The sequence below is a fragment of the Achromobacter sp. Marseille-Q0513 genome (genome assembly GCF_018195695.1).
In the GTDB taxonomy this organism is placed as follows: domain Bacteria; phylum Pseudomonadota; class Gammaproteobacteria; order Burkholderiales; family Burkholderiaceae_B; genus Achromobacter.
Genome location: NZ_JAGTJY010000001.1, coordinates 119,010 through 145,920, shown reverse-complemented (window position 1 = coordinate 145,920; position 26,911 = coordinate 119,010). Strand labels below are relative to the sequence as shown.

The window sequence follows — 26,911 nt, the reverse complement described above, 5'->3', positions numbered from 1 at the left end:
GTTGCGCGCGGCATCGGGAATTATTACCCGCGCGCTTGCCCGCAGACGAGGGGTAAACGTGTAACAGGTTGCTAGCCATGCGCCAGACTACGCAAGAATGCGCGCGAGTTGGCTGCAAATGGCGGAGGATGCCCGTAGCTGTCGCCACGTCGGGGCGGCCGCTACGGGGCAGGGCAGGCGCTAGAAGCGCAGGTTGAACGTCGCCTTGACGGCGTGGTCGCCCAGGCCGGCGCCCAGTTGGCCGTTGTAGGCCAGGCCGATGGTGGCCCGGGAGGCCGCCGCGTAGTCCAGTCCGGCCTCGACCACCGCGATATTGCGCGCCAGCGGCACGCCGCCGACCGTGTAGTCCGCGCCGCCGCTGGCATAGCGCATCGTGGCCTGCGGCGCCACGTCGCCGAAGGCGTGGCGCCAGCCGGCCATGCCGCGAACCGTCAGCGGCGCGCCCTTCAGCTCGAAGCCATGCGCGGCCCGCAGGCCCAGCGTGCCGAAAGTGATGTCGGTGCTGCCCGGCGCGGCCTTGAGCGCCGCCGCGCCGCCTTGCTCGGTGTGGCCATGGGTGCGCAGCTTCACATGGGCGAGGTTGGCGTAGGGCTCGAAGACGGCGTTGCCGGCGCGCAGCTGATAGCCCAGCTCGCCGAAGACCTGCGAGGCGCCGGCGCGGTAGCCGCTCTTGAGCCTGTCCGAGTATCCCGGGAAATCGACATCGCGCCGCGCCGACAGATCGTGCCAGGTGTGGCTGGCGCCCGCGCGCAGCGCGAGCCTGTCCCAGCGCGCGCCGGCGTACAGGCCCAGGTGGTAGTTGTCGCTCGATCCCGAGGAGCGGCGGTCCTTCACATCGAAGCTGGTACGGCTGTAGCCGGCCAGGGCGCCCAGGCGCCAGTGTTGCGATACCGGCGCGTCGGCGCCCGCGAAAAAACCGCCGGTCGAACGGCCCAGGCGCGCGGCGTTGCCGTTGCCTCGGGTCTGCGCCCAGGCGCCGAAAGCCTGGGCCCACAGCGCCGCGCGGTCGCCGCCGGCCGGGGCCGGGCGCGCCTGGCCATCTTCGTAGACCACGCCCGTGGCGCCGGCCTGTCCGCCGCCGTCCGAGGCGTCGCGCAGGCGGGCATTGATGGCATCGCGCAGGTAGCGTCCGTCCTCGATCAGCGTCGTCTTGACCGACGCATAGGCCTCGCCCGAGAGCTGGTCGAAGGCGGCCCGCGCCTGCGGCGCTGACAGGTTCAGCACCGCGCCGTAGAGGGTGTTGCCTAGCCCCAGGCTTTCCGAGGCGGCGCCGGCGGCGGTCTGGTTGCGCGTTTCGCCGACGTTCTGGAAGGCGACCTGGTTGCGGCGCATCGTCAGGTAGGCGTTGCTGGCGTCGTAGTCGAGCGTGGGGGAGAGAAAGGCCAGGTTCGTCGTGGCGCCGCCGAAGGCGCCTGCGAGGCCGCCCTTGGCGGTGAGGATGGTGTAGCGGGTGTTGCCGGCATAGTCGCCGGCTCCGGCCAGCACCTGCACCGCGCCGCCATTGAGGGTGGCCGCGCCGGTCGCGGCGATGCGGTCCGAGCGTCCCGTAGCGTCGATCTCGACTTCATAGGTCGAGCCGGGATTGAAGACGATATCGCCGGCGACATTGAGGGCGCCGATCGAGTTGCCGGGCGCGACGGTGCCGTCGATGACGGCATGACCAATGCCGCCGTTGCCCTGCAGGCGTCCCGCCGGGCCCACGGTCAGCGCGCCGCCCAGCCTGCCGTTCACTGCCAGCGTGCCGGCCTGCAGCGTCGTCGCGCCGGTGTAGGCGGAGGAGTCGCCGGTCAGCTCCAGCTTGCCGGCGCCGAGCTTGAGCAGCTTGCCGGCGCCCGACAGTTGGCCGCCATAGACCGCGTCGCTGGCCTGGTTCAAGGTCAGCGAGGTGCCGGCGGCGAGCGCGGCATTGCCGCCCAGGGCTTGCGCGCTCGTCACCAATGCGCCGCCGGCCAGCTTCAGGTTCATGGCCGATCTGCCAGCCAGGGTCAGGGTGCCGGCGCCCAGCTTGACGAGCTCGCCCGAGCCGGTGAGCGCGCCGGCATAGGCCGTGTCGATGGCCTGGTCGATGGTCAGGGTCGCCGTGCCTAGCGCCACGGCGCCGCCGCTGCCCGACAGCGCGGAGACGGTCAGGTCATGGTTGTTCAAATCCAGCGTGCCGCCGTTGATGGTGTAGGCGGTGCGGGCGGCGAAGGCATTCGCGCCGCCGGCGCGCAAGGCGCCGCTTTCGACCGGGGTGCCACCCGGGGAGGTGTTGTTGCCGGTCAGGGTCGTTGCGCCGCTGCCGAGCTGGCGCAGGGCGCCGTCGCCGGAGATGTCGCCGCCATGGGTGATGGCGTCGCCGCGCTTGAAGACCAGTGTGCCGTGGTTGGCGACGTTGCCGATGATCGAGCCGCTGTTGCCGCCATCGCCGAGCTGCAGGGTGCCGCTGGCGATGGTGGTGCCGCCGGTATAGGTATTGGCGCCGGTCAGGACCAGCGTGCCCGGGCCGGCCTTGGTCAGGGACTTGCCGTCCCAGCCCGTGATGGCGTTGGCGGCCTGGTCGGAGAGGGCGGCGCCGACGGTGAACCGATTGCCGGCATCGGCGAGGGTGAAGGCGCCTTGCGCCCGGTCGTTGCCGGCCGTCCAGCTCAGCACGTAGGTGGCGAGATATTGCCTGCCGTCGGCCGATTTGTAGGTCGAGGCGGAGAGATAGTCCACCGCGTTGGCGGATCCGCCGATGTTGACGGTCGTGAAATCGCCCTGGATGCCGCTGCGCGTGTCGATCAGGAGCCTGTCCTGGACTCGCGCGCCGTCGATGCCGCCGAGATTGAATGTCGTGTTGGCGCCGACCAGGACGCGGTCGGCGGTGAGCGACGGACCGTTCGCATTGGCGGTGATCGACAGGGTGGCGCCGGCGCCAATGCCGCCGATCAGATTGACGTCGTTGGCGACGTCGACCATGGTCGTGCCGCCGATGGCCAGGCTGCCGCCTTCGTGCACGAAGACATCGCCGCCCAGGCGGTTGGCGCTGCGGGCGGCGCCATCGCCGAATTGCAGCGTGCCGCCGTAAATCGAGGTATGGCCGCGTTCGCCGCGCGCATGACCGGCATAGGTGTTGGAGCCGGTCACGACCAGCGTGCCGGCGCCGCGCTTGGTCAGTGCCAGGAAGGCCTGCGGGGAATCGGCCAGCGCGCCGCTGAAGCTCGCGTCCCGCGCATCGTCGACCGTCAGCGTGCGGTTGACGCTGCCCAGGTTGGTCACGGTGCCGGCGCCCGACAGCCCCTGCACGGTGACGTCATGGCCGCCGATGTCGAAGGTGCCGCCGCTTTCGACCTTGAGGCCGCTGCTCGAACGGAAGGCATCGGCGGATCCGGCCGACAGAATGCCGCCGCGCACGGTGGTCGCGCCGGAATAGGTGTTCGCGCCTTGCAGCGTCAGCGTGCCGCTGCCGGCCTTGACCAGCGAGCCGCCGGTACGGCCAGAGTCGCCGCCGTCGGCGATGATGCCCGAGACCACGGTGGAGGCGTCGCCGGTGATCGTCAGCTCATTGCCGCCCAGGAAGAACGTGCCGTCGCCGGCCAGCGATCCGACCGTCAGCCTGCCGTCGCCCGCCGGGCCCGCGCTGTAGCCGAAATCGACGCGCGCGCCAGGGGTGTTGGTGAAGGCGGCGCTGCCGCCGGTGGCATTGCCCAGGAACTGGATCCACGATGAATTGTTGATCGTCGCCGCGCCGGCGCTGCTGTTCATGATGAAGTGCAGCTGGCCGAGATTGCGCAGGTCGGCGTTGCCGGCCGAGCTGCGCTCGTAGAAGCCCATCAGGTTGTTGTTGACCACCTGCGCGGCGCCGGCGTTGGCGTCGGCATAGAAATACGCCGTGCCGACGCCGGCCGTGGTCGTGACGCGGGTGAGGCCGCTGTTGTCGGTGTTGTAGATCTCCAGCCGTGTGTTGACGTCGATCGCGCCCGTCACCGAGCCGGCCTGGCCGCGGGCGCCCAGGGCCAGCGTGCCGTCCAGCACGGACGTGCCGCCGGTGTGGGTGTTGGCGCCGGTCAGGATCAGATCGCCGCGGCCGGTCTTGGCCAGGGTGCCGTCGCCGGAAATCGTGCCGTTGTAGATGCCGCTGACGCTTTCATCCATGACCAGCGTGGCGCCCGAGGCCGTGGCGAAACGGACGTTGCCGGCGATGCTCTGGCTGTTGCCCGTGATGATGCCCTGCTTCACGCGCCAGTCCTGATTGCCCACGCCCGTCAGCGTCCAGGTGCCGTTGCCCAGCTTTTCGTAGACATCAAAGCCCTGGTAGATCCGGTCGGCCCCGATCCGCGACACGTCGAAGGTGCCGAGTCCGCTCTCGCCGCCCAGCGCCAGGACGTTGTTGGCGCCGCCCGCGGCGACCACGACGTTGCCGATGATGTTCGATGACGCGCCCAGTTCCAGGCGATTGTCGCTGCCATACAGTTCGATGGCGTTGCCCCGCAAGGACTGGCCGGTCAGCCCGCCCCGGATGATGCCGCTGTTGACGATCGAGATGCGGCCCGACGCGGCGCCGACCACCCCGACCCCGCCTCGGCCGCGCAGCCCGGTGCCGGCCAGGTCCTGGCCGCTGACGCCTCCTTCGATCGTGCCGCTGTTGCTCAGGCTTGCCGGCAGCCCGGCCTGGAAGACGATGCCGGCGCCGCCGTCCCCCGTGGTGACGCCAGGGCGGCTCAGGCCGGTCGTGCCGCCCGGTCCGCCCAGGATCAGGGCGGACGCGTTGTTGCGGATGGCGCCTCCCCAGGTTCGCACGCCGGCGCTGCCGGCGCTGGCGGCGTTCAGGCTGGCATGGGCGGCAAAGCCGCCGTTGATGATGCCGTCGTTGATCACCTGCCCCTGGTTGCTCAGGACGCCGTCGCCGGCCATGCCGGCCGTCGGACCCGCGCCGCCGTCGCCGCCTTCCACCCTGCCGCGGTTCAAGTACATCGTGCCGCCGTCGTAGAGAAACACGCCGGCGCCGCCACTGCCGCCGCTGCCGCCCGCCAGCACGGAATTGGATTGCCCGCCATTGCCGCCCCGGATCGTGCTGTTGCCCGTGATGACCAGATAGCCGCCCTGGGCCATCACCAACGCCGCTCCGCCGCCGCCGCCGTTGCCGAGGTAAGTGTCGTTGAACAGCTCGGTGCCGCCGCCGTTGCCGCCCCGGATATGGTGGGCGTTGGTTTCGGCCTCGACGTTCGGGCCCAGCAGCACTATTCCGGCGCCGCCGCCACCGCCGCCCGCGCTGTTGCCGGGCGCCAGATAGGGCTCCTCGCCAGGCGTGCCGGCAAGGTCGGCCGTCATGTAGTAGAAGCGCTGCGAGTTGACGTTGCCCGAGCCGCCCCGGCCGCCGGTGCTGCCCAGGCCGGAAGGGCCGTCGCCGCCGCCGCCGCCGCCGCTCGTGATGTCGGAGAGTCCGCCCCGGCTACCGGCGGCGCCGCCGGCCGGACCGCTGCCGGCCTGAGGCGCCCCGTCCAGCGTCTGTGCCGCGTCGCCGCCCTTGTTGTTCCCGCCGCCGCTGCCTCCACCGCCGCCGCCGATGCCGCCCAGGCCGCTGATCGTGCCGTTCAGGCCGGCGCCGTTGCCGCCGCCCCGCAGGATCTTTTGTGCCTGCGCGCCGTCTGGAGCGGCGGCGAAGCAGACGGCGACCGCCAGGGACAGGGCCGACAGGCGCAGGGGAGGGCGGCAGGGGAGATGCATGGGAAGGCCCGCAAATGAAAGCGGACAATCTTCAAGGATCTCGCGCGCTTTTACTTCACCCCACGTCCCGCAAAACCATACCCGGCGTCCCAGCTTGCCGTGTCAGCGGGCCGCGACCGCAGCCGGCTGCCGGATGTCGCTGAGCCAGGCCTGGATCATGGCGGCATCCTCGCGCGACCGGATGTCGGCCGGTTCGCTGTCGCCATGTCCCCTGGCATGGGCCCGCACCTCGCTGGGAGACGTGCCAAACCGCAGGCGGAACGCCCGGCTGAACGCGCTTTCGCTCGAGAAGCCGTAGCGGTAGGCAAGCTCCGCGATGCCGATGTGGCCGCCGGCGGCCAGCAGCAGTTCATCGAAGCACCTGTCCAGGCGCCTGCCCTGGATATAGGCGTTCACGCCGCCGTCGCGCAGGAACAGCCGGTACAGGCTGGAGCGCGAGATGCCCATCGCCGCGGCGATCGTCTCCGGCGACAGCTGCTCGGCATCGAGATGGCGCTCGATATGGCGCCGTACCAGCCGGCGCATGCCATTGCGCACCACCTGCCGCGCCGGGCCGTCATCCTCGCCGTCGCGCAACGTCGACAGGCTGCCGCTGAGCAGGATCAGTCCGGCGTTCACCGAGGCGGACATCTCTTCGCGCGTCAGGCTGGTGGCGTGCTGCATCAGCTGCGACAGGTGCGAGGCCAGCAGGCGCGTGGCGCCCTGCCCGGGATCCAGCAGCGCGCCGTGCAGCTTGCGGCTGCGCAGCGCCGTCGGCAGGCGGTCGCGCGGCACGGTCAGTGTGATGGTGGAAAAGGACGTGGTGCGGCTGTCCAGCGTCTGTCCAAGATCCAGCAGGCCGATCGAGCCGGCGCGGATATCGACCGGGTGCTTGCCATAGTCGCCCTGGGTGCCGCCCGCGACGAACAGCTGGATCAGCAGGTGGTCGACCTGGCTGCGGCGCACGTCCAGCGCGGTGCGGCGGTGCCGCATGTTGGCCGAGCAGGCGCTGCGGCTGATCAGGCTGTCGCCCAGGTGGGTACCGCTCATCTGGCCCGTAAAGGGCTGCATGCCGGCTTCGATCTGGACGTCGACAAAGGGGCGCACCAGGGTGCGCCAGATGTCCGGCGCGTCGGGCGTGACGCGGCTGTCGAATTGCGCGCTGAACTGCGGCGGGGCGTCAGGAGGGGGGAATGGATTGCGGCTCACGCTTCGAGGTTCCCGGATCGGTCTTGTTGTGGCGTTGCCCGACCAGCCGCGACACCAGGCGGGAAACTTCCATGGAGGGCTGCCCGGCTCGCGGCCGACCTGCCTTGACACATGTTCGCTGCGGATTATGACGCCCGGCCGCGTTGCGGGAAAGCCCGGTCTGGCTCATGGATTGACGGCGCTTGCGGCAGATCATCAAGCCCAGGCCGCGCCGTCGAGGCCTTGTAAAGCAAAAGGGCTGCGTTGCCGCAGCCCTTCAGGGGATGTGCCGGGGCCGCCCGGCGGCTGGGCATTCAGCCCCCGCCCACCGCCACCACGATCTCGATCTGGTCGCCATCGGCCAGCGTGGTTTGCGCGTGCTGGCTCTTGGGTACGATCTCGCCGTTGCGTTCCACCGCCACGCGCTTGCCGGCATAGCCCAGCGTGTCCAGCAGCTCGACGACCGTGGTGTCGAGCGGGAATTCGCGGGCGTCGCCGTTCAGGGTGATGTGCATGCGCGTCTCCTTAGCGTTTGGCGTAGGCGTCGGTGGCGGCGATCAGGCGCGCCAGCGTGCCGGGTTCATCGAAAGCGTGGCCGGAGTCGGGCACCAGGTGGAACTCGGCCTCGGGCCAGGCGCGATGCAGGTCCCAGGCGGTGCGCGCCGGCGTGCAGACGTCGTAGCGGCCCTGGATGATGGTGCCGGGAATGCCGCGCAGCTTGTAGGCGTCGCGGATCAGCTGGCCTTCTTCCATGAAGCCGGCGTTCACGAAATAGTGGTTCTCGATGCGGGCGAAGGCCAGCGCCGCGCGATCGGCGGCGTGGCTCTGCTGGTGGCGCGGGCTGGGCAGCAGCGTGATGGTGCTGTCTTCCCATTTGCTCCAGGCCTTGGCCGCGCGCAGCTGCTCGACGGGGTCGTCGCCGGTCAGGCGCTTGTGATAGGCCTGCACCAGGTCGCCGTGCTCTGCTTGCGGGATCGGCGCCAGGTATTCCTCCCAGCGGTCCGGGAACAGGAAGGACGCGCCTTCCTGGTAGAACCAGCGGATCTCGGCGCTGCGCACCGTGAAGATGCCGCGCAGCACCAGCTCGCTGACGTGGGCGGGATGCGTCTCGGCATAGGCCAGCGACAGCGTCGAACCCCAGGATCCGCCGAACACCAGCCACTTGTCCGCGCCCATGATCTCGGTGCGCAGGCGCTCGATGTCCGCGACCAGGTGCCAGGTGGTGTTGTTCTCCAGGCTGGCGTGCGGCGTCGAGCGGCCGCAGCCGCGCTGGTCGAACAGCAGCACGTTGTACAGGCTGGGATCGAACAGCTGGCGCTGCACCGGCGAGCAGCCGCTGCCGGGGCCGCCGTGCAGGAAGACCGCCGGCTTGCCCTGGGGGTTGCCGCAGAGTTCCCAGTAGATCTGGTGGCCGTCGCCCGTGTCCAGGAAACCGTGGCGGTAGGGTTCGATCTGCGGATACAGCATCAGGCGACTCGCTTGAAGATCAGGTCCCAGACGCCGTGGCCCAGCCGCAGGCCGCGCGTCTCGAACTTGGTTTGGGGGCGGTAGTCGGGGCGCGGCGCGTAGCCGTCCACGGTGTTCTTCAGCAGCGGCTCGTTGCCCAGGACCTCGAGCATCTGCACGGCATAGTCCTGCCAGTCGGTGGCGCAATGGATGTAGCCGCCCGGCGCGATGCGGCTGGCCAGCAGCGAGATGAACGGCGGCTGGATCAGGCGGCGCTTGTGGTGGCGCTTCTTGGGCCACGGGTCGGGAAAATAGATGTGCACGCCGGCCAGCGAATCGGGGGCGATCATGTCGCGCACCACTTCCACCGCGTCGTGCTGGATGATGCGCAGGTTCTGGATGCTGGAATCCTCGATCCGGCGCAGCAGCGAACCCACGCCCGCGTTGAACACCTCCACGCCCAGGAAGTTGTCGCCCGGACGCGCCAGCGCGATCTTCTCGGTGGTCTCGCCCATGCCGAAACCGATCTCCAGCACCGTCGGCGCCTCGCGGCCGAACGCGGCGGCCGGGTCCAGCCGGCGCGCGGCGTAGGGGAGCGACCACTTGCCCAGCAGCTGCTCCAGCGCGGCCAGCTGGCCTTGCGTGATGTGGCCGCGGCGATGCACGAAGCTGCGGATGTGGGCGGCGCCGGGGCTGTTGGGCGCGTGCGCGGCGCTGGCCAGCGCGGCTTCGGTCTGCGGGGAAACCGGAGCGGGCGAGTCGGGGTTGCCGGGTGTTGCGGGGGTGTTCACGGGAAGATTCGCAAAGCTGTTTGTTGTCATAGGCGGGATTGTAGTGGCAGGGGGGGGGGGCGCGGGCCGCTGCGGGGCGTTTAAAGGGGGCACGATCAATTCCCGCCCTGCGCCCCCCGCGCTATAGGGCAGCCGCGGCGGTGGGGCGCCGCCGGGCCCCCCCTGAACATCGCCCGCATCGATCTCGTCACGCTCTCGCTATTCGTCTCGGTGGCCCGCCAGGGCAGCATCTCGGCCGGCGCGCGCCAGTCTCACCTGGCCGTGGGCGCGGCCAGCAAGCGCATCTCCGACCTGGAGGCCGCGCTGGACACCCAGCTGCTCTACCGCAACGCCGCCGGCGTCGAGCTGACCGAGGCCGGCCAGGCCTGTCTGGTGCACGCGCTGCGCGTGCTGCAGGAAGTGGAGCAGATGGCCGGCACCCTGTCCGACTTTGCCCAGGGCGTGCGCGGCCAGGTGCGCATCGCCGCCAACACCTCGTCGCTGACCCAGTTCCTGCCCGAGGACCTGGCCGCCTTCATGGAAGCGCATCCGGCCGTGCGCATCGACCTGGAAGAGCAGAACAGCAACGACATCGTCACCGCCGTGCAGGAGAACCGCGCCGACATCGGCATCTTCGCCGACCGCACGCCCGCGCCCGGCCTCGTCACCACGCCGTACCGGGGCGACGAGCTGGTGCTGATCGTGCCGCAACGCCATCCGCTGGCCGGCGAGGCCCGCGTCGCCTTCGCCGACACGCTTGCCTACGACTACGTGGGCCTGCCGCCCGCGACCTCGCTGGCGACGCGGCTGGCCGACGAAAGCGGCAGGCTGGGCCGCTCGATGCAACTGCGCATCCAGGTCCGCAGCTTCGACGCGATCTGCCGCATGGTGGCCGCCACCGGCGGCGTCGGCATCCTGCCGAGGCTGGCCGCCGAGCCGCACGCGCGCTCCATGCCCATTCGCCTGATCGCGCTGGCCGACGACTGGGCCAGCCGCCGCCTGCTGCTGGGCGTGCGCGACGCCGACGCGTTGCCCGTGCCCGCGCGGCTGCTGCTGGCGCACTTGCGCGGGCAGGAGTAGGGGCGGGCACGGATCCTCGGCGCGGCAAGACGCGGACGCGCCGGCTGTCGAGCGGGACGCGAGCGTGTCGGCTGTCGAGCAAGACGCGAACGTGTCGGCAGCCGCGCGCGAGGCAAGCGTGCGGACACGCCGGTTGCCGGGCCTTCTCGTTCCGGGAATGCCCCCTTCCCGAATCGTCCATTCCATCGGCGCGCCAGCATGGCGCACACTGCCTTCCATCATCAAGTCGATGCGCCGGGAGGGCGACATGGCAGGGCAGATACTCGCCGGCATACGCGTGCTGGAACTCGGACAACTCATCGCGGGCCCCTTCGCCGCCAAGACGCTGGCGGACTTCGGCGCGCAGGTCGTCAAGATCGAGCCGCCCGGCCAGGGCGATCCCTTGCGCAAGTGGCGCCTGCTGCACGAGGGCACGTCCGTGTGGTGGGAAGCCCAGTCGCGCAACAAGCAATCGGTATGCGTGGACCTGCGCCAGCCCGAGGGCCAGGACATCGTGCGCCTGCTGGCGCGCGAGGCCGACGTGCTGATCGAGAACTTCCGCCCCGGCACGCTGGAGAAATGGGGCCTGTCGTGGGACGCGCTGCACGCGCTGAATCCACGCCTCATCATGCTGCGCGTGTCCGGCTACGGCCAGACCGGCCCCAAGGCGCGCGAGCCGGGCTTCGCCGCCATCGGCGAGGCGATGGCCGGCCTGCGCTACCTGAACGGCGAGCCGGGCCGCGCGCCGGTGCGCGCCGGCCTGTCGCTGGGCGACACCATCGCCGGCCTGCACGGCGCGCTGGGCGTGCTGCTGGCGCTGTACCAGCGCGACGCGCGCGGCGGCCAGGGGCAGGTCATCGATGCCGCGCTGTACGAGAGCCTGTTCAACCTCAGCGAAAGCCTGCTGCCGGAATACTCGGTCTTCGGCGCGGTGCGCGAACCGGCCGGCGCCGCGCTGCCCGGCATTGCCCCGTCCAACGCCTATCCCTGCCGGGACGGCTACGTGCTCATCGCCGGTAACGGCGACGCCATCTACGTCCGCCTGATGGCGCGCATCGGCCGCGACGACCTGGGCCGGGATCCCGATCTGGCGCACAACGACGGCCGCGCCCGCCGCGTCGCCGAGATCGACGGCGCCATCGGCGACTGGACCCGCGCGCGTTCCATCGACGAAGTGCTGGCCGCCATGCGCGAGGCCGACGTGCCATCGGGCCGCATCTATTCCGTGGCCGACATCGCCAGCGACCCGCACTACCGCGCCCGCGAGGCCATCACCACCGTGCAGGCCGCCAGCGGCATCGCCGTGGACATGCCGGCCGTCTTTCCCCATCTGTCCGACAACCCGGGCGCCGTGCGGGAACGCGCGCCCACGTTGGGCGAGCACACCGACGCCGTGCTGGCCTCGGCCGGTCTGAGCCAGGAACAGCGCGATGCGCTGCGCGCGCGGGGGGTGATCGCATGAGCGCCGGCAAGCCCGTCGGCATGAACGCCAGCCAGCCCATCAAGGACGAAGCCATGCACGCAGGATCCCCCGTTATTGAAATCAACGAAGTCGGCCCGCGCGATGGCCTGCAGATCGAAGCGCGGATGGTGCCCACCGACGACAAGATCGCCTTCGTCGACGCGCTGTCCGACTGCGGCTTCGCCCGCATCGAGGTCACCAGCTTCACCTCGCCCAAGGCCATTCCCGCGCTGGCCGACGCCGTCGCCGTCATGCAAGGCATCCGCCGCCGGCCCGGCGTCGTCTACACCGCGCTGGTGCCCAACGTCCGCGGCCTGGAGCGCGCGCTGGAGGCCGGCGTCGACGAGATGAACCTGGTCATGTCCTGCAGCGAGACCCACAACCGCGCCAATCTGCGCATGACCCGCGAGCGCTCCTTCGACGAGCTGAGCCAGGTGCTGGCCGCCGCCGCGCGCGCCGGCGCGCCCTGCAACGTGTCGCTGTCCACCGCCTTCGGCTGTCCCTTCGACGGCGACGTGCCGGCCGAGCAGGTGCTGGAACTGGCCGCGCGTCTGGTCGATGCCGGCGCTTGCGGCATCACGCTGTGCGACACCACCGGCATGGCCTATCCCAGCCAGGTCGCCGAGCTGTGCGCGCAGGCCGCGCGACGCCTGCCTGGCATCGCGCTTACCGCCCACCTGCACAACACCCGTGGCATGGCGCTGGCCAATGCCGTCGCCGCCTGGCAGGCCGGCATCGTCCGCTTCGACGCCGCCGCCGGCGGCCTGGGCGGCTGTCCCTACGCGCCAGGCGCCAGTGGCAACGTCAACACCGAAGAGCTGGTCCATATGTTCGACTGCATGGGCGTGCGGACCGGCGTCGTGCTGGAACCGCTGCTCGCCATCGTGCGCGGCCTGCCCGCGCTGGTCGCGCGCGAGCTGCCCAACGCGCTGTTGCGCGCCGGCCCGCGCCTGGCTACGCACCAGCCGCCGGAGTGGCTGGACGAACGGTTCCCGCGATAGGCCATGCCGTCACGCGGCGCCATCGCGCGCCGCCCTCATCCCGCAGCACCCAGCAGTAGTTCCCCGCAGCACCACCCCGCGATATCCGAAGGCAGCCAGTCACTTCCACAAAGGCCGCCCCGCAAAACAGCAAGGAGACAATCCCCATGGCATCGTTCCGCCTATCCCTCGCCCTGCGCGCCAGCGCCGCGGTCCTTGGCGTCGCCGCAGCCGGCGCCGCCGTCGCGCAGGCCGATTTCCCCAACCGCCCCGTCACGCTGATCGTGTCCGCCGCGCCCGGCGGCACCACCGACATCGCGGCCCGCCTGATCGCCCAACCGCTGGGCGCTGCCCTGGGCCAGAGCGTGGTAGTCGAGAACAAGCCCGGCGCATCCGGTGGCATCGCCGCGCAGGCCGTCGCCCGCGCCAAGCCGGACGGCTACACGCTGCTGCTGCAGTACTCGGGCTTCCAGGTCATCACGCCCCATGTCACGCCCGCCGCCGGCTGGGACCCGGTCCAGGACTTCGCGCCCGTCGCCAATGTGCTGTCCGCGCCGCAGGTCGTGGTGGTGCGTCCGGACTTGCCCATCAAGACCCTGAAGGACCTGGTCGACTACGCCAAGGCCAACCCCGGCAAGCTGAACTACGCTTCGTCCGGCAACGGCTCGCTGCAGCAGGTCGCCACCGAGCTGCTCAATCAGATGGCCGGCACCCGCATCACGCACATCCCGTACAAGGGCACCGGCCCCGCGCTGAACGATCTGCTCGGCGGCGCCGTCGACATGACCATCACCACGCCGCCGCCGCTGCTCGGCCAGATCGCCGCCGGAAAACTGCGGGCGCTGGCCGTGACCGGCAACGCGCGCCTGGCCTCGTTGCCCGATGTGCCCACGGCCGCCGAGGCCGGCTATCCCGGCCTGATCGTCTCGTCCTGGTTCGCCATGTATGCGCCCAGGAACACGCCCGCGCCGGTGGTGGACAAGATCGCGGGAGAGATCCAGAAGATCATGCAGACCGAGGCCTTTCGCCAGAAGGCCGCGGAGCAGGGCGCCGAGGCGGAATTCATGGGGCCGCGGGCGCTGGGCGCGTATACCCAGGCGGAACTGGAGCGCTGGGGCAAGGTGGTCAAGGCGGCGGGCATCACCGCCAACTGAGCGCGGCTGGCGGGCGCGCCGGGGCATCGTCCTGGCCGCCCGAATCCCGCGCTATAATCGCCGCCTCTGCCCTGGTTTCACGCCGGGGCACGACACCCAGGGCGGGTGTAGTTCAATGGTAGAACGGCGGCTTCCCAAGCCTCAAGCGTGGGTTCGATTCCCATCACCCGCTCCACTTCGACTTTCCAGGGACTTCCACCGAACGCCAGGGAATGCCGTAAGTCATTGTCAGAATTGAGGATTTTCACCCAGCCTCGATCCACTGACATCCAGCGAAATCCACTCTCAGCCGGTTCTAACTGGTACGTTGAGTGGTACATTGGCAATGCGGAGGTTCCCAAAACCGTATTGTTGCTGGAGGAGCCGGGGTTCCGTCGGGAACATGGCATCCAACTCGTTTCGCAGGAGTTGGGCTCATGCTTTCAGACCTCCAGGTTCGACAGGCCAAGGTGACCGGCAAGGCGTATTCGCTTGTCGATTTCGACGGTCTCTACTTCCACATCTCAGCCACCGGCTTCAAGGCCTGGCACTTCCGCTTCACTTGGGGCGGCAAGCGCGAGCGCATGTCCTTCGGCGGCTATCCCGCGCTTTCCCTGAAAGACGCCCGTCATCTGCGCGACGAGGCCCGGGCCATGCTGGCCAAGGGCATCAACCCGCATTCGGAGCGCAAGCGCAAACGCCACGCGATCGTCCTGGCGGGCGAGCACACCTTCCAGGCCATCTACGACAAATGGCTGGCCCACCGCAGCCTCTCTCTGGAAAATGAGGGTCGCCAGAGCACGCCCAAACAGATCGGACGCGTCTTCGCCAAGGATGTGTTTCCCGTATTGCGCCACCTGACCGTCTACGACGTCACCCGCGCCCACCTGCTGGACATCATCGGCAGAGTGGAAAAGCGTGGCTCGCTGTCGGTCGCCGAGAAGCTGCGCACCTGGTTCAGCCAGCTATTCACCTACGCCTCGGTGGTGGTGCCCAACATGGGCGACAACCCGGCCAAGGATTTGGATGTGGTGGCGATGCCGCTGCCGCCGGTGGAGAACAACCCCTTTTTGCGCATGCCCGAACTGCCGACAATGCTGCAGACGTTGCGCAAGTACAGCGGCCGCCTGAATACGCAACTGGGTCTACGTCTACTGCTGCTCACGGGCGTGCGCACCGGTGAATTGCGCTACGCCACGCCCGATCAGTTCGATCTGGAGCGCGGTCTGTGGATCATCCCGGTTGTCAGGCTCAAGCAACGCAAGCAGCTCACCAAGAAGAAGCGCCAGCGTTTCGCCGACATCCCGCCGTACATCGTGCCACTGTCATTGCAGGCACAAGAAGTCGTTCGTCATCTGCTGGGAAATCTGAAGCCAGCGCAGGTCTATCTCATTCCCGGTGATTGGTGCCTGAAAAAACCTCTCAGCGAGAACACGCTCAATGGCGCGCTCAAGCGCATGGGCTATGAAGACCAGCTCACTGGGCACGGCGTTCGCGCCACCATCTCGACCGCGCTCAATGAATTGGGCTATCCGCCCAAGTGGGTAGACGCCCAACTTTCGCATGCCGATCCGGATCGGATCAGCGCGACCTACAACCACGCCGAGTACGTCGAGCAGCGCCGCGTCATGATGCAAGACTGGGCCGACCGCCTGGACTTGTTCGAGCAGAATCAGGTCGAAGTTGCCAGCACGCACCTGACCATCACGCTGCAGGGTCTGCCCACGATTGCCGGACAGGCGGCAGCGCAGCCGCCCGCCATGAATCCAAACGCCCCTCAGTTGATCGTTGCGCCTGCACCGGATGCGCCAGCGGTTCCAGCTTCCGTCTATCGACTTTCGGCGGTGCATCTGCCCGAGTACGCGCGACCCACGCTGTCAGAGGTGCAGCGCGAGCGCTTGCAATTGCTGGAGATGTTCGAGGCATCCCACAACCTGTCGGTGGCCGACTACGCCAAGCTGGTTGGCAAGTCCCGCCGCTGGATCACTTACGAGATTCAGGCTGGCAATCTCCTGTCGATCCATCTGGGTCACCGTGGACAGCGCGTCCCGGACTGGCAACTCGACCCCATCAAACGCAAGCTGATTCAGGCTGTCCTGAAGCTGGTGCCGCGCGGCATCGACACCTGGCACATCTATCACGCACTGCTGCGGCCATACGATGCCCTGGGCAAGTGTCCAGTCATCGAGGCAGTCGATCCGACCAACCTGCATCTTGCAGCTCGACTGGTCGCCGCACATGCCATAGAAGCCGATGAGCTTGCAGAGCAATCGGAGGTGTCTCCGGTGCTGGCCAGGCAGACTGTAGAGCGCCTGGTAAAAACGGCAATGTTGGTTGATACGCCCGAAGACCTAGTCGCCCGTTGAGCTGAGGCCGGACGGCAGCCCGTCCGGTCAAGGTCCAAGCAGGGAACCAATAGGTCGATCGTTGCATGACCACCCGCCAACTCGCGATTTCCAAGTGTTGGCAGGCAATGTTTAGCGTCGAATCTGCGCTTGGCAGTCACCATAGGCGACTTCTCTGTGATGCTATTTCGCTATATCAGCATCCCGATCGGATATGACGCCAGCGGATTTCTGCGGCCAATCCCAAGCCCGGATCAATAGATTCCGACCGCTCGCAGCTTTTTCAAACCGCTGCCGTATCAGACCATACCGATACGGTTTTGCGTGAGCCGCCACTTCTCACGATCCTGATAGCGCAAGCGTCACTGTCGAGCCGCGACGGACGCTCGATTTTCTTGTGCTCAATGGATTTTTGCACATCGAGCACACAACGCCTACTCGTTGCGCGAACTGATCAGAAGTAATCAAAAGCGGGCGTCATCACTCGCGTCTTGCGCGGACAACAGGCCGACCATGAGGACGGCTGCAAAAGCAGTCGGCCCTGTAGTTCTTCTCCTGGAAGGAGACGGAGCATGCACGAGAACAAAAATGATGCACCAACATCAAAGGTGTTCTACCGCCCGCTCGAAGCGTCCATCCGCTGGGCCGGACTGCTGCGATACGAGCAGGTGATTCTGGCTTCGGTCTCGTCGCCGATGAATCTGCCGCAGTCGCTGGACTGCCCACGTTTGGGCGAACTGCGGCTGTACACCGACCGCATCTATGACGGCATCCTCAACGGGGAACTGCCCTTCGGGCAGCACGGCATCACGACGCGCGACACCGCGTTGATCGAATCGCCTGATCTGACGGTACGCCATGTCGATCTGAAGTGCTGGATGCGCCAGCACTACCCCGAGCAGCGGCCCGGCTTTCTCTTCTCCCGCAGCGAGCGCATCACCCATCCCTTCATTTCTCTGGAAACAGGGCAAGCCATGCTGGTCGAACGCCAGGCTTTGAAATCCGTCCTAGAACAGACCAAACGTCAGCTTCGCGAGTTGCAGGACAAGCATGACGCGCTGCTCAAGCAGCCCACGGTGATTCCGGTATGCGCGCAGTGTCCGATCAGTGATCGAGCCGAGGCCACCTACCTGAACATCGTTGGCGGCCTGTTGGAGCTGATGCTCGGCCAATCGCCATCGGGCACGCCGTACTCCAGCTTCAAGACGCAGGAAGCCGTAGTCAGCGCGCTGGTCGCCCATCACAGCGGCGCCATGGGCATCGCGGAGCGGACATTGAACGGTAAGTTCGCCACCGCCAGGCGCCGGCTGCGTAGCGCCTCCCGCTGAGATTTGCCAGCTTGTATGTGCAGTCGCGGAGATTGCATTTGCAATGTCTTTTCGCAGCCGTGTCTATTGAATAGAGGTCACGCCAACAAACGCCACTGAGCGTTCAGGAGTGACTGCCATGTCGCAAACATCTGTACTGCAGCCAAACGAGCGCCGCATCCTGCGCCTGGAAGAAGTCGAAGCGAAATCCGGTTTCAAGCGCGCCCACATCTACAACCTGATGAAGAAACGCCAGTTCCCGCAGGCGCTGCGTCTGGGCGTGCGCGCCGTGGGCTGGGACTCCATCGAAATCGATCAGTGGATCGACGAGCGCGTCAACAACCGGGCCTGACCCGTTCTCCCGCGGACTTTTCATCTTGACACGGAGAACGCCATGCAGGTCGTATCCATCATTTCAACCAAAGGTGGGGTCGGCAAGACCACCACGGCTGCGAACCTCGGCGGTCTCGCTGCGGACGCCGGACTGCGCGTGCTGCTGCTCGACCTCGATGTGCAGCCCACCTTGTCCTCATACTATGAGCTGGCTCACCGCGCGCCGGGCGGCATCTATGAATTGCTGGCCTTCAACGAGCGCGACCTCGACCAGCTTGTGTCCCGCACGATCATCGCGGGCCTGGACTTGGTGCTCTCCAACGACCACCGAGGCGAACTGAACACTTTGCTGCTGCACGCGCCGGACGGGCGCTTGCGGCTGCGGCATCTGCTTCCGGCGCTCAATCCCCTCTACGACCTGGTGCTGATCGACACCCAGGGCGCGCGCTCGGTGCTGCTGGAGATGGCGGTGCTGGCCTCCGACCTCGCACTGTCACCCGTGACCCCGGAAATTCTCGCCGCCCGCGAGCTGCGGCGCGGCACCATGCAGTTGCTGGAGGACATTGCACCGTACCGGCAGCTGGGCATCGAGCCACCGCCGCTGCACCTGCTCATCAACCGCGTCCATCCGGTGTCCGCCAACGCCCGCCTGATCCAGCAGGCGCTGCGCGATCTGTTCCAGGACCATGCTGACATCCGTGTGTTGGCTACCGACGTGCCGGCCATTGAGGCTTATCCGCGTGCCGCGACGCGCGGCCTGCCGGTGCATCGGGTCGAGTACCGCCAGCCAGTGGGCAGAGTCGCTCCCGCCGCGCTCGCCACCATGCGCGATCTTGCCGACGAATTGCTCCCGCAGTGGCAGGATCGATTTGCCGCAGTGTCCGGCCGTCCGCCACAGCCTCTTGATACCAGGAGGCCTCATGGCCAACGCACATGAACTGGCCCGAGGTCACAGCCGGCTGCGCGCCCTGATCGAGTTCGCCGTGGGCGAAGGCTGGCACGTCAAGCGCACGGCGGGCGGTCACCTCAAGTTCACCAAGGCAGGCTGCGCCGCGATCTATACCAGTTCGACGGCCAGCGATCACCGGGCAGCCCTCAACGCCCGTGCGCAGATCCATCGCGCCGAGCGCGAGACCCGATCCCAAGCGCAGGGGGGCGGCCATGACTGAGATCACCTCCCAGCAGATGGCCGGCAAACTGCTTGCGTCCGGGTTCGAGCGCAGCGGCCCGTCAGCAACGACCTTGAGCGACCCGATCGCCGACACGCCCATGCTCGTGACGCTCGACCAATTGCGCCCCTACGACCACGACCCGCGCAAGAAGCGCAATCCGGTGTACGAGGAAATCAAGGCATCCATCCGCGAACGTGGCCTGGACGCGGCTCCGGCCATCACCCGGCGGCCCGGCGACGATCACTACATCATACGCAATGGCGGCAACACGCGACTGGCAATCCTGCGCGAACTTTGGTCGGAGACCAGGGACGAACGTTTTTTTCGGGTCTCATGCCTGTTCCGCCCATGGCCCGAGCGTGGCGAGATCGTCGCGCTCACCGGGCATCTTGCGGAAAACGAACTGCGCGGTGGCCTCACCTTCATCGAGCGCGCTTTGGGCGTCGAGAAAGCGCGCGAGTTCTACGAACTGGAAAGCGGCTCCACCCTGAGCCAGTCCGAGCTGGCCCGCCGCCTGGCCGCCGACGGATACCCCGTGCAGCAGTCGCACATCAGCCGGATGGCCGACGCGGTACGCTACCTGCTGCCCGCAATCCCGACCGTGCTCTACGCCGGCCTGGGGCGTCACCAGGTCGAGCGGTTGTCGGTCATGCGAAAGGCCTGCGAGCGCACCTGGGAGCACTACGCCAAAGGCCGCTCACTGGTTCAGGACTTCGACGAGTTCTTTCAGGAAGTGCTGTCGCAATTCGATGTCCAGGCCGACGAGTTCTCTGCGCAGCGCGTACAGGACGAGCTGATCGGCCAGATGACCGAATTGCTGAACGTCGATTACGACGTGCTCGCTCTGGACATGACCGAATCCGAGAGCCGCCAGCGTGCCTTGGTCAGCGAGCCGACGCCGCCCTCGACACCGCCTGCCTTGCCAGAGCCAGAGGCCATCGCGCGCCCACCTGCCAATACCGCGCCACCTGCCACGAGGCCGACGGCAACGCCCTCGACGGGCGAGAGCGACGCGGATGACAGTCATTCGGGCGCGGTCAGTCCGGCGGCAGATGGCGACCTGCTTCAGAAGCACATTGTCTCCCCGGCGCCGACAACCGAACGGCTTGAGTTCATCCAGCGCATGGTCGCCAACCAGTTGGGCGATGCACTGCCGCACGACTTCTCGGCGAATGTCTTGCAGTCCATCCCGGTGCAGGCTGGCGGGCTCTATCCGATCTCGGATGTCTGGTACATCGCCCCCGGCCTGGACACACCCGAACACCTGCGCATCCACGTCGCGCAGTTTGCCCGCGAGATTGCGGTCGAGGTAGACCTGGGCGAGTGCATCGATGACCGCCCAGACGGCATCGGCTTCGCCTGCCGTGTTCGCACCACCAACCCAGCGCCGCTGGGCCGTGCCGTCCATGCGTTGTTGGCTTGCCTGGCCGGTCAGCAGCCCGCCGACGTCGGTCTGGACAACGGGCAACTCGTCATCGACCTGCCAGCGCTGCTGCACGGCCAGGGTGACGTAACCCGACGATTGAGCGACGCCGCGCTGGTCAAGCTGTTCCGCCTGCTGCGACTGGCCCGCCGCCTGCTCGATCTCGAAGCCGGCGCTGCGGACTCTGGAACCTGAGCGAGGGAGGCCAGCATGTCCACAGCACACCCACTCAACCAGGCTGTCATTGCCCAGGCCCTCTATGACCTGCGCAATGGGCAACTGCGCCGCTGCAAACTAATGGGGTTTGGCGAGGCAGAGCTGGACGCCCTCAAGCATCCCGCGCTAATCAGCGTGCTGGCCAACGCCAACGTCTCGTGGTGCTCAGTGACGGTCAACCGCGAAGTGCTGCGGCGGCTGCTCCAGCAGGCACAAGACGTGGAGAAGGAAATCGCCACAGTCGATCGCATGCTCAGACTGGGCGCGAGCACCGAGATGGTCAGCAAGTTCTATGGCTTGACGCATCAGGAAGTAGCGCTTCGCCGTGAAATCCTCGGTCTGCCCAAGCGCAAGGGGCGGCACCCCGTGCTGGACGAGGAGCAGGACACGGAGCTGTGGCGGCGATGGAAGGCCGTGACAAACAGCAGAACCGTCGATCTCGAAGACGAAACCTCCATCCTCGATGCCGCCATGGACTTGGCCGAAGGCATGTCGCTGCCTCTGTCGGTGGTCTGGGCCTCGATCAAGGGCTGGGTCGATCAGGGATTGGCTTGAGTCATGGCCGTGGACGAACCCGCACCACGAGTCCGACGCCAAGGCCCCATCGCACTGGCAGCACTGTTCGATGCCGCGCTGAAAGACCTTGCCCCCAAGCCCGCCCCCAGCGCACCTGCGTCTACACCTGCACAGTCGCCCACGCCCACCTCCGGCGATGGTTTCCTGTTCAGTGGCAACCGGCACGAGACGGTGCCACGCAAGTTGTTCCTTGACCGCCGCTTGACACCGCTGGAACGAAACGCCTGGCAAGTGTTCCGGCTGATGCTCAACGACGATGGCGTGACCGCATTTCCCACCTACGAGCAGTTGCGACCCTGGCTGGCGTCCATGCCCTGCGCAGGCCAAGCCTCGCATGAAACCGTAGCACGGGCGCTGACACTGATGCGCCTGACCCGCTGGCTGAGCCTGGTTCAGCGACGGCGTGACCCCAAGACCGGCCGCATCCTCGGCAATCTGTACGTGCTGCACGACGAACCCCTGACACCGTTCGAGGCCATGCAGCTCGACCCCGACTACCTGCAACTCGTCAGCCAGGCGCTCGGCCATTCTGCCAAGGCCGTGCAGATCGTGGGCCTGCACACGCTCAAGGAAATCGGTGAAGACCCATTACTGGCCGGACGCACCCTCCCGTCGCGGTTGCAGGTGATGGCCGAACGTCTCGCCAACCAGGACTTCACGGCCAGCGATAGTTATCCACAGGAAGACGCCATTCACGATTCCGAAGAAGGGGTTCCGAGCCTTCTTCGGAATGGCGAACGCCCCTCTACGGATTCCGAAGCAGAGCCGAAACCCGCGCCAGACGTCTCTCTTCGGAATCCGAAGCAGGCCCGTACAGTACGTAGTAGTTGTATTAATGAAATACGTACTACTGCGCAGGCGCGCGCGCTGGACGATCTGCAATGGCCCAAGCGCTTTGCGCAACTGAAGGCGGAACAGCAGGCGGGTGCCAAGGTGGCATTGCAGCAGGTTGATGCCTCGCTGAGGCAGGACGTGCTGGACGAATGGGCCGCGCGTTGTAGCAACCACGGCATCCGCAATCCCGCTGGGTATCTATTCGGCATCATCCAGCGAGCCATCCACGGCGAATTCAATGCCTGGGCCAAGAAAGACCCGCCACCGGCACCCGCTCCGCCAAACGAACGGCCACCGCCCACACCGTCGTCCCAAACGCAGGGTAAGCCGGTGCCACCAGAAGTCGCCAGGCAGCACATCGAGCGGCTGCGAGATCTGCTCGCCAGCAAGTGAGCCGGCCGACAAGGCCGTGAAGTGGACGCCCATGGATGCCAATAGAGCTATCCCCTGGGGATAGTTCCACCGTTGGGGCGGATGCCGTGCAGTCGCAAGCCTGGCCTCGAACATCTGCAGCAGCATCGGCGTTGTCCGCCCTGATCCCGACGTGCAGCGTTCGTTGGCGCTCCATGGAGCTATCCCCAGGGGATAGCTCGCGCCGCAGGCGGCCACCGCGCGCTGAACCGGGGTCTGGCAGGTTTCGGTTTGTTGACTGACGGCCTTCCGCTTCCTGCCGAAGCTGACCGCTCCTTTCCACACAACGAGCGGACACCATGGCAACCAATGAACCTCTGCAACTGAATCTCGGCTCCCTGCGCAGCGCGATGTCGCTGACGCTTCACACGCACCACGCTTCGCGCATCTGGCATGGCCGTGCCGCCGCCGACGGGCGACCGGGCATCGTTGGCCTGAACGGCTACATCGCCCAAATGAACAAGATGCGGCGCGGTTCGGAACAGGACGACCCGTACTCGGATTGGTGGATGCTGCGCATCGAGGTCAAGCTCGACCAGACCAAGACCACGCTGCAATCGCTGCGCGAGCAGGTGGATCAGGCACTGGCGAGCGTGCCGCCGGCACTCAGCCTGGGCGAAAACCTCAACGTTCAGCCCGTCAAGTTGCCGCTGTTCGTCAATGCGCAGCTCGGCTTTGCCGCCGTCTATCTGCTGGCCGAATACGACGACATCGCCCGCAAACTGATCCTCGCCCACCACACGGCACTCATCGACCGCAGCACCTTGGAGCGTTGGCTCAACGAGGGCGCCCATGCACTGCGCAGCCTGTTCACGCTGGCCCAGCAATACCGCTATTCGGGCTGTACGCGCGACGATTTCGTATCAAAGAACGCCGCAGCTCGGGCGGCGCTGGAGAAATTCGGCGAACTGCCGCAGGACGTGCTGGAAGGCACGCGCCGCTCGAAGTTCGCGCCGCCCATCGTGCGCCGTGGCCTGCAACAGCGTGCCGAGAGTCCTGCTGCAGCGCCCGCCCCCAACGACGAGGCCGCCACCGACGAGCTGGCCACTGACACAGCACCCGAAGTCAGCGCCGGCGAGATCGAGGGCGAGCAGGCATGAGCGATCCGAACCGCGAACCCCGCTACTTCCTGGGCCTGCAACAGGCAGCCTTCATGAAGCTGGAACACGCTGCCTCTCTAAAAGGCCTTTTGAAGCCTTTTAAGGGTAAGGGGGATCTTGAGGCCTGGGCCAGTCAGTGCTTCGCCATGCGCGACGAGTTGATTGGCTTGACGCAGCGGCAGGTGCTGCAACAGGCAGTCGGGCATCCCTTCCACCTGCTGCCCGTGGAGTTGGCCCAGCAGACCACTGGCGCAGGCACGGCGTTTTTGCGCTGGCGCAAACACGACCGCTCAGCCATGGGTGTGGCGCTGTGGCAGGAATTGATGGCGAGCACTGGCACGCCGGTCAACCTGCTGGCCGAGCTGCACGCGATCGAGCTTCAGCGCATCACGTTGAACATGCAGATCAGTCTGCTGCACACCCTGGGCAGGCAGGCACAGGAATGCGCCAGCAAGGCGGCCGAGGCGGAAGACACCTACCTGCGCCGGCTCAAGTCCATGCCCCCCGCAATGCGCGACCGGTGATCACGCCGGGCACCCCAAGCACGCGCCAGACGCCGATGAGGCGCGGGTATTTCAACCACCACGGAGATTGCAACATGAGCACGCATTTTTCTGGCGAGGGCAACATCGGTTCGCCCCCCGAGTACCGGGAGTTCCCCAACGGCAACGACGAGCCGCGGCGCTTGCTGCGGCTGAACGTGTATTTCGACAACCCCGTTCCCACCAAAGGCGGCGACTTCGAGGATCGCGGCGGCTTCTGGGCACCGGTGGAAATCTGGCACCGTGACGTCGCGCACTGGAAGGATCTGTACCAGAAAGGCATGCGCGTGCTGGTCGTCGGCCGCATGGAGCGCGAGCCCTGGACGGACAACGATGATCAGCCGCGCGAGACCTGGCAGATCAACGCGCGCAGCGTTGGCATCCTGCCGTTCCGCGTCGAGTCCGTGACCCTCAGCCCCAAAACCGCTCAGGACGCGCAGCCGAAGTCCCAAGCAGCCCAGGAACCGGCTGCGCCGAAGGAGGTCAAGCGCAGGAAGTGATCCGGCATGGGGGCAGTTGCGGTGCTTCGCTGCTATCCCTGCACCTGCGAGCTATCCCCAGGGGATAGCTCCATCAACGTCCACCGGCTTCCACGCGCTCCTGAAAATCGCGGCTCCCGGCCCGCATACCCCGGCTGCGCGTTATCTCCGCCCGAGCCATTCCATCCCGTAAAAGTGGTCGCCACCGCTTGCGACTTGTTTACTGCGGCCCCTGGCGGTGCCCGGCATCCTCGATTCCAGCAACTCAATGAACCACGGAAATCGGATGGACGGATATGCGGCTGTTCTTGTGCGAGAAGCCCTCCCAGGGCAAGGATATTGGCCGGATTCTCGGCGCGACGCAGCGTGGTGAAGGTTGTCTCAACGGCACTGGCGTCACCGTCACCTGGTGCATCGGCCATCTCGTAGAAGCGGCAGCACCCGAGGTCTATGACGCGGCGCTCAAGCATTGGTCACTGGAGCAGTTGCCCATCATTCCCCAGCAGTGGCGGGTCGAGGTCAAACCGAAGACCGCCACGCAATTGAAGATCGTCAGGGCGCTTCTGGCGAAGGCGACGCATCTCGTCATCGCTACCGATGCCGACCGCGAGGGCGAGCTAATTGCCCGCGAGATCATCGACCTGTGCGGCTACCGTGGTCCCATCGAGCGTTTGTGGCTATCGGCACTCAACGATGCGTCGATCCGCACCGCGCTCGGCAAGCTGCGGCCGTCGTCCGATACGCTGCCGATGTATTACTCGGCGCTGGCACGTTCGCGGGCAGACTGGCTCGTCGGCATGAACCTCAGCCGTCTTTTCACTGTACTTGGGCGGCAGGCGGGCTACGACGGCATGCTGTCGGTCGGACGTGTCCAGACCCCGACCCTGAAGCTGGTCGTGGATCGCGACCGCGAAATCGCGGCTTTCAAGTCGGTGCCGTTCTGGGGCATCGACGTGTCTCTGTCCACAGAGGGTCAGGCTTTCGCCGCGCAGTGGGTTGCACCCGACGGCTGCACCGACGAGGCCGGTCGTTGCCTGCAACAGCCGGTCGCCCAGCTGGCGGCGCAGCAGATTCACGCTGCGGGCAGCGTCCAGGTGGTGTCGGTCGAGACCGAGCGCGTTCGCGAAGGCCCGCCGCTGCTGTTCGACCTGGGGACACTTCAGGAGGTCTGTTCCAGGCAGCTCGGGCTGGACGTGCAGGAAACATTGCAGATCGTCCAGGCCCTGTACGAGACGCACAAGGCCACGACCTACCCACGCTCGGACTCCGGCTACCTGCCCGAAAGCATGTTCGCCGAAGTGCCAGCCGTCCTGGACAGCCTGCTCAAGGCCGACTCGTCGCTGCGCCCGATCATGGGTCAGCTCGACCGCTCCCAGCGTTCGCGCGCCTGGAACGACGGCAAAGTCACGGCGCACCATGGCATCATTCCGACGCTCGAACCGGCGAACCTCTCTGCTCTGAGCGAGAAGGAACTGGCGGTGTACCGGCTGATCCGGGCGCATTACCTGGCGCAGTTCCTTCCGCACCACGCGTTCGACCGTACCGTGGCTGAGTTTTCCTGCGGCCAGCAGATGCTGGTGGCCACCGGTAAACAGGTGGTCGTCAAGGGCTGGCGTCTGGTGCTGGCCGAGCCGCAAGCGGATGAGGACGGCGACGCCGCAGCGCGCAGCCAGGTGCTGCCCCCGCTGCGTGAGGGCCTGGCGTGCCAGGTGGCTGAGGTCGAGATCAAGGCGCTCAAGACGATGCCGCCCAAGCCCTATACCCAGGGCGAACTGGTCAAATCGATGAAGGGCGTTGCGCGTTTCGTAACCGACCCGCGTCTGAAACAGAAGCTCAAAGACACAACGGGCATCGGCACCGAGGCGACGCGGGCCAACATCATCAGCATGCTGATCGCCCGTGGCTACATCGTGAAGAAGGGCCGCTCCATTCGCGCATCGGATGCGGCGTTCACGCTGATCGACGCCGTGCCCGCAGCGATTGCAGACCCCGGCACCACAGCGGTGTGGGAGCAGGCGCTCGACATGATCGAGGCCGGACAGCTCACCCTGGACGTATTCCTCAGCAAGCAGGCCACCTGGATTTCGCAGTTGATCGCGCAGTACGGCAGCATGTCCCTGTCCATCAAGCTTCCCCATGGGCCAGCATGCCCGCAGTGCGGCGCACCGACGCGCCAACGCACCGGCAAGAGCGGTCCATTCTGGTCGTGCAGTCGCTACCCCGACTGCAAAGGCACGCTGCCGGTCGAATCCGGTCCGCCCAAGCGTGGCGCTTCGCGCTCACGTAGCAGCAGCCGCAAAGGCGCCTGACCGACTCCGTTTCCCGTGGGCCGCACCCTGTTTCACAGGCGTGGCCCGTGTCCCGCACGCCCCTGCGGGTCGCCCAGCGCGCAACGCCTTCTTGTTCGTGTGCGCGTCCCGTCCAGCCGTCCCCGGCTGCGGGACCTGAAGGTAGCTTTTCCGCGAACC

The 26,911-nt window shown here is 67.1% G+C and carries 21 protein-coding genes and 1 tRNA gene; 17 read left to right on the top strand and 5 right to left on the bottom strand.

Annotated features, from left to right (window positions below; translation table 11 throughout):
• Nucleotides 1-180 precede the first annotated feature (180 nt).
• From KDH83_RS00640 to trmB, 5 genes are all read right to left on the bottom strand, one after another.
• Nucleotides 181-5,688 carry an autotransporter domain-containing protein gene (locus KDH83_RS00640; RefSeq protein ID WP_212312117.1) on the bottom strand — a complete coding sequence of 1,836 codons (5,508 nt, stop codon included), beginning with the start codon at nucleotides 5,686-5,688 and terminating at the stop codon, nucleotides 181-183.
• 102 nt (nucleotides 5,689-5,790) lie between these two features.
• Nucleotides 5,791-6,876 carry a helix-turn-helix domain-containing protein gene (locus KDH83_RS00635; protein ID WP_212312115.1) on the bottom strand — a complete coding sequence of 362 codons (1,086 nt, stop codon included), beginning with the start codon at nucleotides 6,874-6,876 and terminating at the stop codon, nucleotides 5,791-5,793.
• 293 nt (nucleotides 6,877-7,169) lie between these two features.
• The gene (thiS, locus tag KDH83_RS00630) at nucleotides 7,170-7,370 is read right to left on the bottom strand and encodes a sulfur carrier protein ThiS (RefSeq protein ID WP_103271208.1); all 201 of its coding nucleotides are present in this window, start codon (nucleotides 7,368-7,370) and stop codon (nucleotides 7,170-7,172) included.
• Nucleotides 7,371-7,380: 10 nt separating this feature from the next.
• On the bottom strand, nucleotides 7,381-8,322 hold the full coding sequence (gene pip / locus KDH83_RS00625) for a prolyl aminopeptidase (RefSeq protein WP_212312114.1): 942 nt from the start codon (nucleotides 8,320-8,322) through the stop codon (nucleotides 7,381-7,383).
• Entirely contained in the window at nucleotides 8,322-9,092 is a 771-nt protein-coding gene (gene trmB / locus KDH83_RS00620; protein ID WP_212312113.1) for a tRNA (guanosine(46)-N7)-methyltransferase TrmB, read from the bottom strand. Before trmB ends, pip begins: the two co-directional genes overlap by 1 nt.
• Nucleotides 9,093-9,254: 162 nt before the next feature.
• Here trmB and KDH83_RS00615 point away from each other — a divergent pair, with 162 nt between their 5' ends.
• From KDH83_RS00615 to KDH83_RS00535, 17 genes are all read left to right on the top strand, one after another.
• Nucleotides 9,255-10,151, top strand: coding sequence for a LysR substrate-binding domain-containing protein (locus KDH83_RS00615; protein WP_212312152.1), 897 nt, complete (start codon nucleotides 9,255-9,257; stop codon nucleotides 10,149-10,151).
• 247 nt (nucleotides 10,152-10,398) lie between these two features.
• A complete protein-coding gene (locus KDH83_RS00610) occupies nucleotides 10,399-11,592 on the top strand; it encodes a CaiB/BaiF CoA-transferase family protein (protein WP_212312112.1) in 1,194 nt (397 codons plus the stop codon).
• Between the two features lie 53 nt (nucleotides 11,593-11,645).
• Nucleotides 11,646-12,593, top strand: a complete 948-nt coding sequence (locus KDH83_RS00605) for a hydroxymethylglutaryl-CoA lyase (protein WP_212312151.1) — start codon at nucleotides 11,646-11,648, stop codon at nucleotides 12,591-12,593.
• 146 nt (nucleotides 12,594-12,739) lie between these two features.
• Nucleotides 12,740-13,726 (top strand): tripartite tricarboxylate transporter substrate binding protein, encoded by a 987-nt coding sequence (locus KDH83_RS00600; RefSeq protein ID WP_212312111.1) that lies wholly within the window; start codon nucleotides 12,740-12,742, stop codon nucleotides 13,724-13,726.
• 101 nt (nucleotides 13,727-13,827) lie between these two features.
• A tRNA-Gly gene (locus KDH83_RS00595) sits at nucleotides 13,828-13,901 on the top strand.
• A gap of 241 nt (nucleotides 13,902-14,142) precedes the next feature.
• Nucleotides 14,143-16,071 carry an integrase arm-type DNA-binding domain-containing protein gene (locus tag KDH83_RS00590; protein WP_212312110.1) on the top strand — a complete coding sequence of 643 codons (1,929 nt, stop codon included), beginning with the start codon at nucleotides 14,143-14,145 and terminating at the stop codon, nucleotides 16,069-16,071.
• 551 nt (nucleotides 16,072-16,622) lie between these two features.
• A complete protein-coding gene (locus KDH83_RS00585) occupies nucleotides 16,623-17,378 on the top strand; it encodes a hypothetical protein (protein ID WP_212312109.1) in 756 nt (251 codons plus the stop codon).
• Nucleotides 17,379-17,496: 118 nt separating this feature from the next.
• The gene (locus tag KDH83_RS00580; RefSeq protein ID WP_003158604.1) at nucleotides 17,497-17,709 is read left to right on the top strand and encodes an AlpA family transcriptional regulator; all 213 of its coding nucleotides are present in this window, start codon (nucleotides 17,497-17,499) and stop codon (nucleotides 17,707-17,709) included.
• A 42-nt stretch (nucleotides 17,710-17,751) separates the two neighbouring features.
• Entirely contained in the window at nucleotides 17,752-18,627 is an 876-nt protein-coding gene (locus KDH83_RS00575) for a ParA family protein (RefSeq protein ID WP_212312107.1), read from the top strand.
• Nucleotides 18,611-18,859: a type II toxin-antitoxin system HicA family toxin gene (locus tag KDH83_RS00570; RefSeq protein ID WP_212312105.1), complete on the top strand. Its 249-nt coding sequence runs from the start codon at nucleotides 18,611-18,613 to the stop codon at nucleotides 18,857-18,859. Before KDH83_RS00575 ends, KDH83_RS00570 begins: the two co-directional genes overlap by 17 nt.
• Entirely contained in the window at nucleotides 18,852-20,480 is a 1,629-nt protein-coding gene (locus KDH83_RS00565) for a ParB family protein (RefSeq protein WP_212312104.1), read from the top strand. Before KDH83_RS00570 ends, KDH83_RS00565 begins: the two co-directional genes overlap by 8 nt.
• Before the next feature lie 15 nt (nucleotides 20,481-20,495).
• A complete protein-coding gene (locus KDH83_RS00560) occupies nucleotides 20,496-21,056 on the top strand; it encodes a DUF2857 domain-containing protein (protein WP_033982368.1) in 561 nt (186 codons plus the stop codon).
• Nucleotides 21,057-21,059: 3 nt separating this feature from the next.
• A complete protein-coding gene (locus KDH83_RS00555) occupies nucleotides 21,060-22,304 on the top strand; it encodes an STY4528 family pathogenicity island replication protein (RefSeq protein ID WP_212312103.1) in 1,245 nt (414 codons plus the stop codon).
• Between the two features lie 317 nt (nucleotides 22,305-22,621).
• Nucleotides 22,622-23,422, top strand: a complete 801-nt coding sequence (locus KDH83_RS00550) for a PFL_4669 family integrating conjugative element protein (protein WP_212312102.1) — start codon at nucleotides 22,622-22,624, stop codon at nucleotides 23,420-23,422.
• Nucleotides 23,419-23,946, top strand: coding sequence for a DUF3158 family protein (locus KDH83_RS00545; RefSeq protein ID WP_212312101.1), 528 nt, complete (start codon nucleotides 23,419-23,421; stop codon nucleotides 23,944-23,946). Before KDH83_RS00550 ends, KDH83_RS00545 begins: the two co-directional genes overlap by 4 nt.
• 74 nt (nucleotides 23,947-24,020) lie before the next feature.
• Nucleotides 24,021-24,464, top strand: coding sequence for a single-stranded DNA-binding protein (locus tag KDH83_RS00540; RefSeq protein WP_212312100.1), 444 nt, complete (start codon nucleotides 24,021-24,023; stop codon nucleotides 24,462-24,464).
• Between the two features lie 275 nt (nucleotides 24,465-24,739).
• Nucleotides 24,740-26,752: a DNA topoisomerase III gene (locus KDH83_RS00535; RefSeq protein WP_212312098.1), complete on the top strand. Its 2,013-nt coding sequence runs from the start codon at nucleotides 24,740-24,742 to the stop codon at nucleotides 26,750-26,752.
• Nucleotides 26,753-26,911: the final 159 nt, after the last annotated feature.

Bases quoted from the DNA above. Each gene is read 5' to 3' on its own strand.
- KDH83_RS00555 (WP_212312103.1), top strand. From the start codon at position 21,060: ATGGCCGTGGACGAACCCGCACCACGAGTCCGACGCCAAGGCCCCATC.
- KDH83_RS00565 (WP_212312104.1), top strand. From the start codon at position 18,852: ATGACTGAGATCACCTCCCAGCAGATGGCCGGCAAACTGCTTGCGTCC.
- KDH83_RS00535 (WP_212312098.1), top strand. From the start codon at position 24,740: ATGCGGCTGTTCTTGTGCGAGAAGCCCTCCCAGGGCAAGGATATTGGC.
- KDH83_RS00590 (WP_212312110.1), top strand. From the start codon at position 14,143: ATGCTTTCAGACCTCCAGGTTCGACAGGCCAAGGTGACCGGCAAGGCG.
- KDH83_RS00580 (WP_003158604.1), top strand. From the start codon at position 17,497: ATGTCGCAAACATCTGTACTGCAGCCAAACGAGCGCCGCATCCTGCGC.
- KDH83_RS00640 (WP_212312117.1), bottom strand. From the start codon at position 5,688: ATGCATCTCCCCTGCCGCCCTCCCCTGCGCCTGTCGGCCCTGTCCCTG.
- KDH83_RS00550 (WP_212312102.1), top strand. From the start codon at position 22,622: ATGGCAACCAATGAACCTCTGCAACTGAATCTCGGCTCCCTGCGCAGC.
- KDH83_RS00610 (WP_212312112.1), top strand. From the start codon at position 10,399: ATGGCAGGGCAGATACTCGCCGGCATACGCGTGCTGGAACTCGGACAA.
- KDH83_RS00575 (WP_212312107.1), top strand. From the start codon at position 17,752: ATGCAGGTCGTATCCATCATTTCAACCAAAGGTGGGGTCGGCAAGACC.
- KDH83_RS00585 (WP_212312109.1), top strand. From the start codon at position 16,623: ATGCACGAGAACAAAAATGATGCACCAACATCAAAGGTGTTCTACCGC.
- KDH83_RS00605 (WP_212312151.1), top strand. From the start codon at position 11,646: ATGCACGCAGGATCCCCCGTTATTGAAATCAACGAAGTCGGCCCGCGC.
- KDH83_RS00570 (WP_212312105.1), top strand. From the start codon at position 18,611: ATGGCCAACGCACATGAACTGGCCCGAGGTCACAGCCGGCTGCGCGCC.
- KDH83_RS00600 (WP_212312111.1), top strand. From the start codon at position 12,740: ATGGCATCGTTCCGCCTATCCCTCGCCCTGCGCGCCAGCGCCGCGGTC.
- KDH83_RS00540 (WP_212312100.1), top strand. From the start codon at position 24,021: ATGAGCACGCATTTTTCTGGCGAGGGCAACATCGGTTCGCCCCCCGAG.
- thiS (WP_103271208.1), bottom strand. From the start codon at position 7,370: ATGCACATCACCCTGAACGGCGACGCCCGCGAATTCCCGCTCGACACC.
- pip (WP_212312114.1), bottom strand. From the start codon at position 8,322: ATGCTGTATCCGCAGATCGAACCCTACCGCCACGGTTTCCTGGACACG.
- KDH83_RS00545 (WP_212312101.1), top strand. From the start codon at position 23,419: ATGAGCGATCCGAACCGCGAACCCCGCTACTTCCTGGGCCTGCAACAG.
- KDH83_RS00560 (WP_033982368.1), top strand. From the start codon at position 20,496: ATGTCCACAGCACACCCACTCAACCAGGCTGTCATTGCCCAGGCCCTC.